This window comes from Luteimonas sp. RC10 (genome assembly GCF_014192745.1).
Classification (GTDB): Bacteria; Pseudomonadota; Gammaproteobacteria; order Xanthomonadales; family Xanthomonadaceae; genus Luteimonas.
The window spans coordinates 111512-125115 of the sequence record NZ_JACHYJ010000005.1; the positions used below are offsets into that span (position 1 = coordinate 111512).

Below are 13604 nucleotides of genomic sequence, written 5' to 3' on the forward strand. Positions count from 1 at the left end.
CCCTCCGCACGCCACCAACCGTCAGCCGACCCAATGAGCGCCCCATCACCAATGCCCGATTCCAGTTCGCCTGCATTCAGTTGGCCGACACGCGTCTACTGGGAAGATACCGACGCCGGCGGTGTCGTCTATCACGCGCAGTACGTCGCCTTCATGGAGCGCGCACGCAGCGAGTGGTTACGTGCCCACGGCCATGGCCAGACCTCGCTGCAGGAGGCGCACGGCACGTTGTTCGCGGTGCGCGCGATGCGGATCGATTTCCGCAGCCCCGCACGCCTCGACGATGCGCTGGAGGTCGAGGTGGTGCTGCGTGAGTGCCGACGCGCGAGCGCGGTGTTCGTCCAGCGGATCCGCCGGGACGGCGTACTGCTGGTCGATGCCGAGGTGCGCGTGGCGGCGCTGGGCACGGCCGATTTCCGTCCGCGCGCGCTGCCCGATGCGCTGTACACCCAACTCAAGTCACTCGAAACGTCAGCGGAGTAATCCTGGATGAGCCCCATGCCCGTGCTGTTGCAGTCCGCCACCCAGGTGCAGGCGCTGCCCGAGGAGGCGGCTGCCAGCGCCACCGATCTGGCGAACACCGGTGCGGCCGCCGCCGCGACCGCGCCGCTGCCCAACGATCTGAGCATCCTTGACCTGATCCTGCACGCCTCGATTCCGGTGCAGCTGGTGATGCTGCTGCTGTTGCTGGCGTCGATCTCCTCGTGGGTCATCATCTTCCGCAAGAAGCGCATGCTCGACCGCGCCGAGAAGGAGGCCGACCGCTTCGAGGAACGCTTCTGGTCGGGCGCCGAGATCGGCAAGCTCTACAGTTCGGCGACCGAACGCAGCCGTGAGATCGAAGGCCTGGAGGCGATCTTCGAGGCCGGCTATCGCGAGTACTCGCGCCAGCGCCAGCGCCGCGGCATCGACAGCCGCACCCAGCTCGAAGGCGCCCAGCGCGGCATGCGCGTGGCCGGCGCCCGCGAGCTCGACGGCCTGGAGCGCAACCTGGAGTTCCTGGCCAATGTCGGCTCGATCGCGCCGTACGTCGGCCTGCTGGGCACGGTGTGGGGCATCATGATCTCGTTCCACGGCCTGGCCAGCGTCAAGGAGGCGACCATCGCCACCGTCGCGCCCGGTATCTCCGAGGCGCTGATCGCGACCGCGATGGGCCTGTTCGCGGCGATCCCGGCGGTGTGGGCCTACAACCGCTTCGCAACCAAGGTCGAGCGCATCGCCACGCGCTATGAGGCCTTCTCCGACGAGTTCTCCTCGATCCTCGAACGTCAGACCGGCGCCGACTGACCCCAGCCGCGCCGGGCGGTCGCTGGACCGTCCACGAACCCGGACCCCACCATGTCGTCGATCTCCCTTCGCCGTGCCAAGCGGCGCAAGCTCAAGAACGAAATCAACGTCGTGCCCTATATCGACGTGATGCTGGTGCTGCTGATCATCTTCATGGTCACCACGCCACTGATGAACCTGGGCACCGACATCAATCTGCCTGATTCGCGCGCCAAGTCGCTCGGCACGCCGAAGGACCCGGTGGTCGTGAGCGTCTATCCCGACGGCCAACTGGCACTGATGGTCGAGCAGCAGAACACCTCGGTTACGCGTGAGGATCTGGTCGCGCGCCTGCGCGGCATCCACACCCAGAACCCGGAAGCCACGATCCTGATCAACGGCGACGGCGCCGCCAGCTACCAGCGGATCATGAACGCCATCGACCTCATCAACGAGGCCGGGATCTCCAAGGTCAGCCTGATCAGCCGCCCGCAGGAGGGCGCGAACTGAATGCGTGAATCGCGCTCCGACGACGCGATCGCAGTCGGACTGGCGATCCTGGTCCACGTGCTGCTGTTCGGGCTGATCCTGCTCGGCGCGCTGTGGAGCGCGTCGTCGCGCCCGACCTCGGCCGCCGGCTCGCCGGTCTCGGCGGACGTCATCGACCCCAACGCGCTGAGCGCGGCCGACCGGCGCGCGCTTGCCAGTCGCCCCGAGCCGGTCGCCGAGCCCGTGCCCGAACCGGAGCCGGCGCAAGAGCCCACGCCCGAACCTGTGGTCGAACCGCTGCCCGAACCGGAGCCCGAACCGGAGCCCGAACCGGTCGCCGCGCCGCCGCAGCCGCTGCCCGAACCGCGTCCCGAGGATGCGGTCGAGCCCCGCCAGCCGGCCCCGCAGGAAGTCGTGCCCAAGCCCGACAGCGTGTCCCAGGACGCCGTGCGGCGCGAGGCGCAGGCGGCCGAGGCGCGTGAACGAGAACAGGAAGAGAAGCGCCGGCAGGCGCAGATCGAGCTGGCCGAACAGCAGAAGCAGCAGGAAGCCGAAGAGAAGCGCCGGCTTGCCCGTCAGGAACTGGAGAAGCTGCGCGCCGAGCGCGAAAAGGCCCAGCGCGAGGCGCGCCTGGCCGAACAGCGGCTCAAGCAGATCGCCGACCGCGAGGCGCGTCAGGCGGCCGAGCGTGCGGCCGCATCCGCAGCGTCGTCGGCGGCGAGCCCGCCACCCGGCCGTCCCGACGGCGACAGCGGCCTGGCCGCCAAGTACGCGGCGGCGATCCAGGAAGCCGTGCGCCGCAACTGGCGTCGGCCCGATAACGTCCAGTTGGGCCAGCGCTGTCGCCTGTACATCACCCAGTTGCCGGGCGGCGAGGTGATCAGCGTCGAGTTCGATCCATCGTGCCCCTACGACGCCCAGGGGCGGCGCTCGGTCGAGGCTGCGGTGCGTGCCGCCGAACCGCTGCCGTACGCCGGCTTCGAATCGGTCTTCAACCGCCGGCTCAACTTCAACTTCACCGCGCAGGACTGATCGATGCCGGCTGCGGTTTCGACGGCCCGGGCGGCCTTCGTAGCGGGCGTGCTGGCGCTGTGCGGCTTGGCGACACCGGGCGCTGGCCGTGCTGACGACGCGCTCGAGGCTCGCTATCGGATGGCGCTGCATCAGGCCGTGCAGAGCCAGTGGCGCAAGCCCGACATCGCCGGGGATGTGCGTTGCCGGGTCCTGGTCCGGCAGTTGCCCGGCGGCGACGTGGTGTCGGTCGAGCCCGTGCTCGAATGCGGATTCGATGCGAGCGCCCGGCAATCCTTGCTCGAGGCGGTATACCGGGCCTCGCCATTGCCGTACGCGGGGTTCGAGCGGGTGTTCGAGCGCCAGCTCGTCATCACCTTCACCAGCGGCGCGCCATGATTGCGCCCGGATTCATCCTGTTGCGCCGTGCAGCGGCCAAGCTGCGCGGGTCTCTCTCCATTCCCATGTCCGGTAGGCCGATGAAACCCATCCTGATCCGTTGTCTGATCGCCCTGTTCGCGCTCGCGCTGCCGATGATGGCCAGTGCGCAGCAGCAGGGGCTGGAGATCGATATCACCGGCGGCAGCGCGCAGGCGATGCCGATCGCGGTCGTTCCGATGCCCTACCAGGGTAGCGGCACCGCGCCCGACACCGACGTGGCCGCAGTGATCCGCGCCGACCTCGACCGCTCCGGCCAGTTCCGTACGCTGCCCGACCGCGACATCGTCGAGCGCCCGACCCGCGGCAGCGAGGTGCAGTACCCGACGTGGCGCGCGCTGCGCCAGGACTTCCTGGTCGTGGGCCGGGTCGTCGACGCCGGCGGCGGTGGCTACCGGGTCGAGTACGAGCTGTTCGACGTCGCCAAGCAGGAACGCATGCTCGGCCTGGCGATGACCGCTCGCGCCAACGCGATGCGAGACGTCGCCCACCAGATGGCCGACGCGATCTACGAGAAGATCACCGGCGTGCGCGGTGCGTTCTGGACCCGGATCGCCTACGTGACCCAGACCGGGTTGGGGCAGAGCGCCCGGTATGCGCTGGTCGTCGCCGATTCCGATGGCCACAACCCGCAGACCGTGGTGCGCTCCAACGAGCCGCTGCTCTCGCCAGCCTGGAGCCCGGACGGTCGCCGCATCGCCTACGTGAGCTTCGAGCGCGGCAATTCGGCGATCTACATCCAGGACATCTCGACCGGTGGCCGGGAACTGGTCTCCAGCTTCCGCGGCATCAACGGCGCCCCGGCGTTCTCGCCCGATGGCCGGCGTCTGGCGCTGTCGCTCTCGCGCAGCGGCAACCCCGAGATCTACGTCATGGACCTGGGCAGCAAGGCGCTGACCCAGGTGACCAACCACTTCGCGATCGACACGTCGCCGGTCTGGGCGCCCGATGGTGCCAGCCTGTACTTCATCTCCGACCGGGGCGGCCGGCCGCAGGTCTATCAGGCGCCGGCGAGCGGCGGCAACGCCACCCGGGTGACCTTCGAGGGCAGCTACAACGCCGACCCGTCGGTCTCTTTCGATGGCAAGAAAATCGTCGTGGCGCAAGGGTCGGGCAACGTGTACCGTATTGCACTGCTGGATCGCAGCCTGGGGTCGCCCCGCTGGTCCACGCTGTCGCCCGGATCGCTCGACGAATCGCCGAGTTTCGCTCCGAACGCCGGCATGGTCCTGTACGCGGCGCGCGAGGGGCGTAGGGGTGTGCTGTACGCGGTCTCTTCGGATGGCCGGGTACGCCAGCGCCTCGTCCTCGCCGATGGTGATGTGCGCGAACCGGCATGGGGTCCGTTCCGGGAACAGCGCTGACGCTGCCTGCACGTCCTTAACAACAATACTCACTGCCCTGATTCGACATAACCAAGGATCGACGAGATGAAGACGACCACCCGTGTGATGCTGGCAGCGCTGCTCTGCACCGCCGCCGTCGCGTGTTCCAAGAAGGTGAAGGAAGAAGCGCCGGTCGACACCGGTCCGTCCACCGGCACGGTCGCGCCGACCCCGTCGACCGCAGGTGCCTACACGCCGGCCGACCTGGACAGCGATGCCTGCCTGCGCCAGCGCGTGGTGTACTTCGATCTGGATCAGGACTCGCTGCGTCCGGAGTTCCAGGCCATCGTCAGCTGCCACGCCAAGTACCTGCGCGACCGCAGCTCGGCGCGCATCTCGCTTGAAGGCCACGCCGACGAGCGCGGTAGCCGCGAGTACAACCAGGGCCTGGGCGAGCGCCGTGGCAATGGCGTGTCCTCGGCGCTGCAGGCCAACGGTGGTTCGGCTGCCCAGCTGGCTGTCGTGAGCTACGGCGAAGAGCGTCCGGTGTGCACCGAGTCGAACGAGGATTGCTGGGCCCGCAATCGTCGCGTCGAGATCATCTACACCGCCCGCTGATGCTTTCGATGCGTCAATGGCTGGTACTCCCAGTTGCGTTCGCGGCGACCCTCGTGGTCGCCGCGCCCGCGTCCGCGCAGCGTGCGAGCCTGGCCGACCGCGTCGCCGCGCTCGAGGCCCGCTCGGGAGATACCAGCGCGAACATGGACCTGCTCAACCAGGTCAACCAGTTGCGGCAGGAACTCGTCGCTCTGCGTTCGCAGGTCGAGGAACTGCAGCAGCAGAACGAACAGCTCAAGAACAGCAACCGTAGCCAGTACCTGGATATCGACGGCCGGCTTAACCGGCTCGAGGGCGCTGGAGGCGGTGCGAGTGGCGCCGGTGGTGCCGGCGGCATGGAGCTCCCCGAGCTTGGGCGCGGGGCCGTCGGGTCCGCGCCCGCGCCGGCGTCACAAGGTGGGGTCACGCCGCCGCCTGCCGCCTCGCCGACGACGGCGCAGGCGCCGGCCGACGAGCGCGGCGCCTACGAGCAGGCGTTTGCCGCGCTGCGCAATGGCGACTACGCCGAATCGGCGACCTTGTTCCAGGCCTTCCTGGCCCAGCATCCGCAGGGCAGCTATGCGCCCAATGCGCTGTACTGGCTGGGCGAGAGCTATTACGTCACCCAGAACTACGCCTTGGCCGAAGAGCAGTTCCGCGCGCTGCTGCAGCGCTATCCGACCAGCGACAAGGCGCCCGGCGCCCTGCTCAAGGTCGGCCTGTCGCAGTACGGGCTGAAGAATCTGGACGCGGCCGAGGCCACGCTGGCCGAGGTCGGCACACAGTATCCGGGCACCGATGCGGCCCGCACGGCAGCCGACCGGTTGCGCGCGATCCAGCTCTCGCGCCTGCGTTGACCCGATGACCGCCGTCGCGCCCGATGCGGTCGCCGCATCCGCGGCCGACCGGCTCAAGCTCACCGAGATCTTCCTGTCGCTGCAGGGCGAGGCCCGTGACGCGGGCTGGCCCACGGTGTTTGTCCGTCTGACCGGCTGCCCGCTGCGCTGCGGCTACTGCGACACCGCCTACGCCTTCCACGGCGGTGAGTGGTGGACGATCGACGCGATCCTCGCCGAAGTCGCCCGCCAGGGCGTGCGGCATGTCTGCGTGACCGGCGGCGAGCCGCTGGCGCAGAAGCGCTGTATCGGTCTGCTCGAGCGGCTGTGCGATGCCGGCTACCAGGTCTCGCTCGAAACCTCGGGCGCGCTCGATGTCTCCGACGTCGACCCGCGCGTGAGCCGGGTCGTCGACATCAAGACGCCGGGCTCGGGCGAGGCGCACCGTAATCTGTGGGACAACCTCGCGCTGCTGACTGCGCACGATCAGATCAAGTGCGTGATCTGCTCGCGCGCCGACTACGAATGGGCCCGCGATCTTGTCCTTGAGCGGGGCCTGCACCAGCGCTGCGATGTGCTGTTCTCACCGAGCAAGGGCGAAATTTCCGCACGCGACCTCGCCGACTGGATCGTCGCCGACCGCCTGCCGGTAAAGTTCCAGATGCAGTTGCACAAGCTGCTGTGGAACGACGAGCCCGGGCGGTAGCCAACGCCGCACAGCGCAACGGCCATTGACGATCCGCAGCCGCGGCGGTTGCACGATGCGCTAGCCTTCGATCAACACGAAACACGAAGTCCGACCATGAAGAACGCCGTCGTCCTGTTGTCCGGGGGCATGGATTCCGCCGCCGTCGTCGCCATCGCCCGCGAGCAGGGTTTCGCCGTGCATGCGTTGAGCGTGCGCTACGGGCAGCGGCATACCTCCGAGCTCGACGCTGCCGCGCGCGTGGCCACCGCTCTGGGCGCGGTCGCGCACAAGACCGTCGACGTCGACTTGCGCGCGTTCGGCGGCTCGGCGCTGACCGACGACATCGAGGTTCCCGAGGCCGGCAGTGCCGGCATTCCGGTAACCTACGTGCCGGCCCGCAACACGATCATGCTGTCGTTGGCCCTGGGTTGGGCAGAGGTGATCGGCGCGGCCGACCTGTTCTGTGGCGTCAACGCGGTCGACTATTCGGGGTATCCGGACTGCCGGCCGGAGTTCGTCGCCGCGTTCGAGCGGCTGGCGAACCTGGCGACCAAGGCTGGCGTCGAGGGCGCCGGCATCCGCGTCCACGCGCCGCTGCAGCACATGAGCAAGGCCGATATCGTTCGTGAGGGCCTGCGCCTGGGCGTGGATTTCGGGCTGACCGTCTCGTGCTACCGCGCGGACGCGCAGGGTCGGGCGTGCGGTCATTGCGACGCCTGCCGTCTGCGCGCCGATGGCTTTGCCGCTGCGGGCGCGGCCGACCCGACGCACTACGTGCTCACCGTCGCTGGCTGAGCCGCCGATCGCTTTGCGGCCGTCTCCGGCCGCAACCTGGGGCGCGCGGCGTCCCGCATTGCGCGTCGCTTGCAGGTCGGCGATACGGACGAGCAGCCAGCCCCTGTATCGCCTGTCGTCGCTGTCGAGGGCGTCTGCCGGCTTCACGCATAGCGCGGATGCCGCCGCGACGTGCCTGTCACGGCGCGTCCGTACCGTGGGCATGGACTCCACCCGCGGACACCTCCCATGCCCCTGACCGACGACCAGATGCGGATCCTGCGCGATATCGACGCCACCATGCCGATCACCGAGGCCGAGACCGACTGGGCCGTGCGTGCCGGCTACGCGGTGCTGGCCGAGGACGGCGACATCGACTTGACCGAGCAGGGGCGCGAGCTCATCGGCTGTCCGTACGCCTAGAGCACGCCCGGTGGCGCACCGCTGCAGACGACGGCTCCTGTCCGGTACAATGCGCCTCCGGCCTGGCGCCGGTGCCGCCACAGGGCGGCAGGCATCCTCCGCCACCCTGGTGGTCAGAAGGTGCTGACCGGGTGGTACGCCGCCCGTCGATGGGTCGTTAGCTCAGTCGGTAGAGCATCGGACTTTTAATCCGCTGGTCGATGGTTCGAATCCATCACGACCCACCATTCCGTCGACGAGATCTCCGGCGCTCTGGAAACGTTCTGGCCGTCTGGAGGCAGCGCGATGCGTGCTGTTGACGCCGCGCAGATCGGACAACGACCGAGGGCCGAATCAGTTCCGGTCCGATCGTATGCGCTGTCGCCTGCGCTCAGGCTGTTTCCACCTGCCATGGAGACGCCGAGATGCCCCGCCGACAAGACACCCCCGATTCCCGTCAGCTCGCCGTCGATGCGCTGGCCGCCTACGTGCGTTACCAGGGAGGCGTGGTTGGCGAGGCTGCGTTGGACGATATCGTCCACTACTTTCGCGAGACGCTCTGCGACGACACGCTCACGATCGGCGACATCATCGACGACTATCTGCCCATCGCGCAGGCAGTGGTCGGGTCGCAGCATGTGGTCGACCGATGGCAAGACGACCTGCGTGTGATCTGCTCGGCGATCGACGGGTTGTCGGTATTCGAGGCCGTCTTGCCCGAGGATCGCGATGCGCTGGCCGACACGCTGACCACGTTGTCCGAATGCCTGGTGGTGGAGATCGGCGGTAGCACTCGAATCGAGAACGGGCGGATTAACATCGCCCGGGACGTGATCGAGCAAGGGCCGACGACGACGCGGTTCGCGATTCTTCACGAGCTCGGGCACGCGATCGATCATGAGGCGACGGTCCCCGCTGCAATCAAGCAAGCGATCCGGCGTTCGGACCATACGGACATGCGCGCTGCGGAGCTGTTCGCCGATGCATTCGCCGCCTTGGCGCTGTGCGTACTGGGCTTGTCGTGCGAGACGATCTTGGACGGCGCAAGGCAGGCGCTGGCCGGTCACGAGAGCGATGGTGATCACCCCGACTGGGGTACACGCAGTGACAGCATCCAGAAAACGATCGCCGGCGCGGTGCACGGGACGCGATGAGCGGACCCGCTGCACAGCAGCCCTTGGGCATCCTGCGGCACTGCTGAACACGCACTGCGGCGCCGGTTGAAGCAGGCGCGCGGCGGGCGCATATCGTGGATCTTGTAGCCGCCGACCCGTCCGCCCGGTCGCCACCGCGATCATGTGCGCCATGCCCCTCGACACCCTCCATCCCGCGGTCGCGCAGTGGTTCGGCGACACGTTCGCGGCGCCGACGCCGGCGCAGGTCGCGGCGTGGCCGGCGATCGCGGCCGGGCGCGACGTGCTGGTGTCGGCACCGACGGGCTCGGGCAAGACCCTGACTGCCTTCCTGGTCGCGATCGATGGCTTGGTGCGCGAGGGCCTCGAGGCCGGCGGCACGCTGGCGGACGCGACGCGAGTGGTCTATGTGTCGCCGCTCAAGGCGCTGTCAAACGACGTGCGCATCAACCTCGAGGCGCCGCTGGCGGGCATCGGCGCGGCGCTGGCGGCGATGGGGCTGCCGGAGGTGGCGATCCGCACAGCGGTGCGAACCGGCGACACGCCGCAGGCCGAGCGCGCGCGCATGCGCCGACGGCCGCCGCACATCCTGGTGACCACGCCCGAGTCGCTGTACGTGCTGCTGGGCTCGGCCTCGGGGCGGGCGATGCTCGGCGACGTGCGTAGCGTCATCGTCGACGAGATCCATGCGGTCGCCGGCGACAAGCGCGGCAGCCATCTGACACTGACGCTGGAACGCCTGCAGGCGCTGTGCGGCAGGCGATTGCAGCGGGTCGGGTTGTCGGCGACGCAGAAGCCGATCGACACGGTGGCCCGGTTCCTGGTCGGCGAGCGCGGTGGGGACATTGCAGCGACTGCGCAGGCCCAGCCTGGCTCGGCCCCGCATGCGGGGGCGGGCGAGGTCGTGGCCGGCATAGTGGAGCCGGAGAACAGCGGCTGCACCATCGTCGAGGTCGGACTGGACCGGCCGCGCGACCTGGCGCTCGAGTTGCCGCCCACGCCGCTGTCGGCGGTGCTGTCCAACGACCAGGCGATGCAGCTCTATCGGCGCATCGCCGACCTGGCGCAGGCGCACCGGACGACGCTGGTGTTCGTCAACACGCGGCGTATGGCCGAGCGGGCGGCGCGTCACCTCGGCGAACTGCTGGGCCGCGAGCGCGTCGCGGCGCACCACGGCAGCCTCGCGCGCGAGGCGCGGCTCGACGCCGAGCAACGGCTCAAGCGCGGCGAGCTGACCGTGCTGGTGGCGACTGCGTCACTGGAGTTGGGCATCGACATCGGCGATGTCGACCTGGTGTGCCAGATCGGCTCGCCGCGTTCGATCGCCGCGTTTCTGCAGCGGGCGGGCCGTTCACGACATCAGGTCGGTGGCGTGCCGAAGGCCAGGCTGCTGGCGACGACACGCGACGAACTGGTCGAGTGCGCAGCCTTGCTCGACTGCGTGCGCCGCGGCGAGTTGGACACATTGCGCATCCCGCCGGCGCCGCTCGACGTGCTGGCGCAGCAGATCGTCGCCGAAACTGCGATGCAGGATTGGGACGAGGACGCGTTGTTCGCGCTGGTACGCCGGGCGTGGTCATATCGCAAGTTGGCGCGCGCGGATTTCGACGCGGTTGTGCGCATGCTCGCCGAGGGCTTTGTCGGGCGCCACGGACCGCGCGCCGGCCACGTGCATCGCGACGCGGTGCATCGCCGGCTGCGTGGGCGCAAGGGCGCGCGCATGGTCGCGACGATGTCCGGCGGCACGATCCCCGACACCGGCGACTACACCGTACTGCTCGAGCCCGAGTCGCAGTCGATCGGCACCGTCAACGAGGACTTCGCGGTCGAAAGCCTGACCGGCGACGTGTTCCAACTGGGCAATGCCAGCTACCGGATCCTGCGGGTGGAAGCAGGGCGGTTGCGTGTGGAGGATGCGCAGGGCCTGCCGCCGAACATCCCGTTCTGGATCGGTGAGGCGCCCGGTCGCACGGACGCGTTGTCGGCGGGCGTGGCGCGGCTGCGTGTGCAGGTCGAGGCCCTGCTCGACGCGCCGGGCGAGGCGTCGGGGCATCCGCGTGCCCGCGCTTGGCTGCAGGATGAGGCGGGTCTATCGGCTGAAGCGGCCACGCAACTGGTCGATTACCTGGCGCGTGCACGCGATGCGCTCGGGGTGCTGCCGACCCAGTCGTGCCTGGTGCTCGAGCGCTTCTTCGACGCCACTGGCGGCACCCAACTGGTGCTGCATACGCCGTTCGGCAGCCGCATCAACCGCGCCTGGGGCCTGGCGCTGCGCAAGCGCTTCTGCCGTAAGTTCAATTTCGAACTGCAGGCGGCGGCGACCGAGGACGCGATCGTGCTGTCGCTCTCGACCAGCCACAGTTTTCCGCTGGCCGAGGTCATGGACTATCTGCGCGCAGCGAGTGCGCGTGAGGTGCTGGTGCAGGCGTTGCTGGACGCGCCGTTGTTCGGCGTGCGCTGGCGTTGGAATGCGACCACCGCGCTCGCGTTGCCGCGTTTTGCCGGCGGCCGCAAGGTCGCGCCGCAGTTGCAGCGGATGAAGAGCGAGGATCTGCTTGCGGCAGTATTCCCCGACCAGGTCGCGTGCCTGGAGAACATCGTCGGCGAGCGCGAGATCCCCGAACATCCTCTGGTCGCGCAGACGCTGTATGACTGCCTGGAAGTCGCGATGGACGCGTCAGGCTGGCTGGCGGTGCTGCGCGACATCGAGGCCGGCCGGATCGCAGTACGCACCTGCGAGCTGACCGCGCCGTCGCCGCTGGCCGCCGAGGCGATCAATGCGCGCCCCTATGCCTTTCTCGACGATGCGCCATTGGAGGAACGTCGGACCCAGGCGGTGCAGCAGCGTCGCTGGGACGATCCAGCGACGGCGGACGATTTGGGGCGGCTCGACCCGGCGGCGATCGCGCGGGTACGCAAGGAGGCGTGGCCGGAAGCGGCGACGCCCGACGAGATGCACGACGCGTTGATGATGCTGGGTGCCATCGCCGAAGATGAGGGGATGGCCGTCGCGCATTGGCCTGCGCTGCTGGCGGCGCTGGCCGGCGATGCGCGTGCGACGCGCGTGCCCGTGGGCGACGAGGCCGCGGTCTGGGTTGCGGTCGAGCGACTGCCGCTGCTGCGCGCATTGCATCCCGAGGCTGCGATCCGGCCCGAGGTTGCGGTACCGGACGAATACGCAGTGGCGTGGACGCGTGAGGCCGCGCTGCTGGAACTGGTCCGTGCACGCTTGGGCGGGCTCGGGCCGGTGACGGCCGAGGCCTTGGCTGCGCGACTCGGCCTGGCGGCGTCTGCGCTGCTGCCGGCGCTGCACGCGCTCGAGCACGAGGGCACCGCGATGCAGGGCTGGTTCTGCGGCGACACGGCGGGGCCGGTCGAGTGGTGTGAGCGTGGGCTCTTGGCCCGCATCCATCGCGAGACGCTGGGGCGCTTGCGTCGCGAGATCGAGCCGGTACCAGTGACCGACTACGTGCGCTTCCTGTGCGACTGGCAACATGTGTCGCAGGGCGCTCGCGTGCACGGTGCCGAGGCCTTGGCCGGCGTGCTGGCGCAGCTCGAAGGCTACGAGGCGCCTGCGGCGGCATGGGAGGCGGATCTGCTGCCGGCGCGGGTGCCGGACTTCTCGCCCGGCTGGCTCGATGCGTTGTGCACCACCGGACGCCTGGCCTGGCTGCGTCTACGGCCGCGTGCTGGCGAAGGGAGCAGCGGCCACCTGCGGCAGATCCCGATCGCATTGCTGCCGAGGCCGGATGCGCCGCGCTGGATGCGCCTGGCGCCCGCGCCCGCGCCCGCAGACGCGGAGGCGCTGTCTTCGCGCGCGCGCCGGGTCGACGAGGTGCTGGCACGGCAGGGGGCGTCGTTCTTCGACGACCTGCAGGCGCATACACGACTGCTGCAGACCGAGCTGGAGGACGGGCTGTCGGAGCTGGTCGCTGCCGGGCGCGCGCACTGCGACAGCTTCACGGGCCTGCGCGCGTTGTTGGTGCCGCCCTCGCGTCGGCCGGCGACCGGTGGGCGCCGGCGCGGGAGGCCGCTGGTCGGCATCGCCGATGCCGGGCGCTGGAGCCAGCCCAGGCGCGGTGCCGGCGGTGCCGATGCCGAGGACCTGGAGCACGTGGCGCGCGTGCTGTTGCGGCGCTACGGCGTGGTCTGCTGGCGGATCCTCGATCGGGAACCCGATTGGCTGCCGCCATGGCGGGAGCTGGTGCGGGTCTACCGCCGGCTCGAGGCCCGCGGCGAGATCCGCGGCGGCCGCTTCGTGGCCGGGCTGTCGGGCGAGCAGTACGCGCTGCCCGAGGCCGTCGGCCTGCTGCGTGCGGTCCGTGCGCGTCCTGCGGACGGCGAACTGATCTGTGTGGGCGCGTCCGATCCGCTGAATCTCGCCGGGACGTTGCTGCCCGGCGAGCGCGTGCCCCGGCAGCTGGGCGCGCGGCTGGTCCTGCGCGATGGCCGTGTGGTCGCCAGCCGCGTAGCTGATCGCTGCAGTGTCGACGATGCGCTCTCGGCCCAGGCGGCCGCCGCCGCGCGGGTGCTGCTCCAGTCTCCCGGGCCGATGCCGCGTCCCGGCCACGGCTGGCTTGGTGCAGCTGTGGCTGGTGATCAGGCCAGGTGACGGTGCCAGGATCAGCGCTCACCGGGGTTTTGC

At 69.6% G+C, this 13604-nt stretch carries 13 protein-coding genes and 1 tRNA gene; all 14 read left to right on the forward strand.

The window, feature by feature from the left end:
• Window positions 1–33: 33 nt before the first annotated feature.
• The 14 genes from ybgC to FHW73_RS10445 all read left to right on the forward strand — a co-directional run bounded on the left by ybgC (window position 34) and on the right by FHW73_RS10445 (window position 13571).
• Entirely contained in the window at window positions 34–483 is a 450-nt protein-coding gene (gene ybgC, locus FHW73_RS10380; protein ID WP_183426642.1) for a tol-pal system-associated acyl-CoA thioesterase, read from the forward strand.
• Window positions 484–489: 6 nt separating this feature from the next.
• Window positions 490–1287, forward strand: a complete 798-nt coding sequence (gene tolQ, locus FHW73_RS10385) for a protein TolQ (RefSeq protein ID WP_183426643.1) — start codon at window positions 490–492, stop codon at window positions 1285–1287.
• 51 nt (window positions 1288–1338) lie between these two features.
• On the forward strand, window positions 1339–1776 hold the full coding sequence (tolR, locus tag FHW73_RS10390; protein WP_183426644.1) for a protein TolR: 438 nt from the start codon (window positions 1339–1341) through the stop codon (window positions 1774–1776).
• Window positions 1777–2787: a cell envelope integrity protein TolA gene (gene tolA / locus FHW73_RS10395; protein WP_183426645.1), complete on the forward strand. Its 1011-nt coding sequence runs from the start codon at window positions 1777–1779 to the stop codon at window positions 2785–2787.
• A 3-nt stretch (window positions 2788–2790) separates the two neighbouring features.
• Entirely contained in the window at window positions 2791–3165 is a 375-nt protein-coding gene (locus FHW73_RS10400) for a cell envelope integrity protein TolA (RefSeq protein ID WP_183426646.1), read from the forward strand.
• Between the two features lie 80 nt (window positions 3166–3245).
• Complete coding sequence (gene tolB, locus FHW73_RS10405; protein ID WP_183426647.1) at window positions 3246–4568, forward strand: Tol-Pal system beta propeller repeat protein TolB; 1323 nt, start codon at window positions 3246–3248, stop codon at window positions 4566–4568.
• 66 nt (window positions 4569–4634) lie between these two features.
• Entirely contained in the window at window positions 4635–5147 is a 513-nt protein-coding gene (gene pal, locus FHW73_RS10410; RefSeq protein ID WP_183426648.1) for a peptidoglycan-associated lipoprotein Pal, read from the forward strand.
• Window positions 5148–5155: 8 nt separating this feature from the next.
• Window positions 5156–5983, forward strand: coding sequence for a tol-pal system protein YbgF (gene ybgF / locus FHW73_RS10415; RefSeq protein WP_183426807.1), 828 nt, complete (start codon window positions 5156–5158; stop codon window positions 5981–5983).
• Window positions 5984–5987: 4 nt separating this feature from the next.
• Entirely contained in the window at window positions 5988–6668 is a 681-nt protein-coding gene (gene queE, locus FHW73_RS10420) for a 7-carboxy-7-deazaguanine synthase QueE (protein WP_183426649.1), read from the forward strand.
• A gap of 96 nt (window positions 6669–6764) precedes the next feature.
• Entirely contained in the window at window positions 6765–7445 is a 681-nt protein-coding gene (gene queC / locus FHW73_RS10425) for a 7-cyano-7-deazaguanine synthase QueC (protein WP_183426650.1), read from the forward strand.
• 228 nt (window positions 7446–7673) lie between these two features.
• A complete protein-coding gene (locus FHW73_RS10430; protein WP_183426651.1) occupies window positions 7674–7847 on the forward strand; it encodes a hypothetical protein in 174 nt (57 codons plus the stop codon).
• Between the two features lie 151 nt (window positions 7848–7998).
• Window positions 7999–8074: transfer RNA gene (locus FHW73_RS10435), tRNA-Lys, on the forward strand.
• Window positions 8075–8251: 177 nt separating this feature from the next.
• Window positions 8252–8980: a hypothetical protein gene (locus tag FHW73_RS10440; protein ID WP_183426652.1), complete on the forward strand. Its 729-nt coding sequence runs from the start codon at window positions 8252–8254 to the stop codon at window positions 8978–8980.
• Window positions 8981–9131: 151 nt separating this feature from the next.
• On the forward strand, window positions 9132–13571 hold the full coding sequence (locus FHW73_RS10445) for a DEAD/DEAH box helicase (RefSeq protein WP_183426653.1): 4440 nt from the start codon (window positions 9132–9134) through the stop codon (window positions 13569–13571).
• Window positions 13572–13604: the final 33 nt, after the last annotated feature.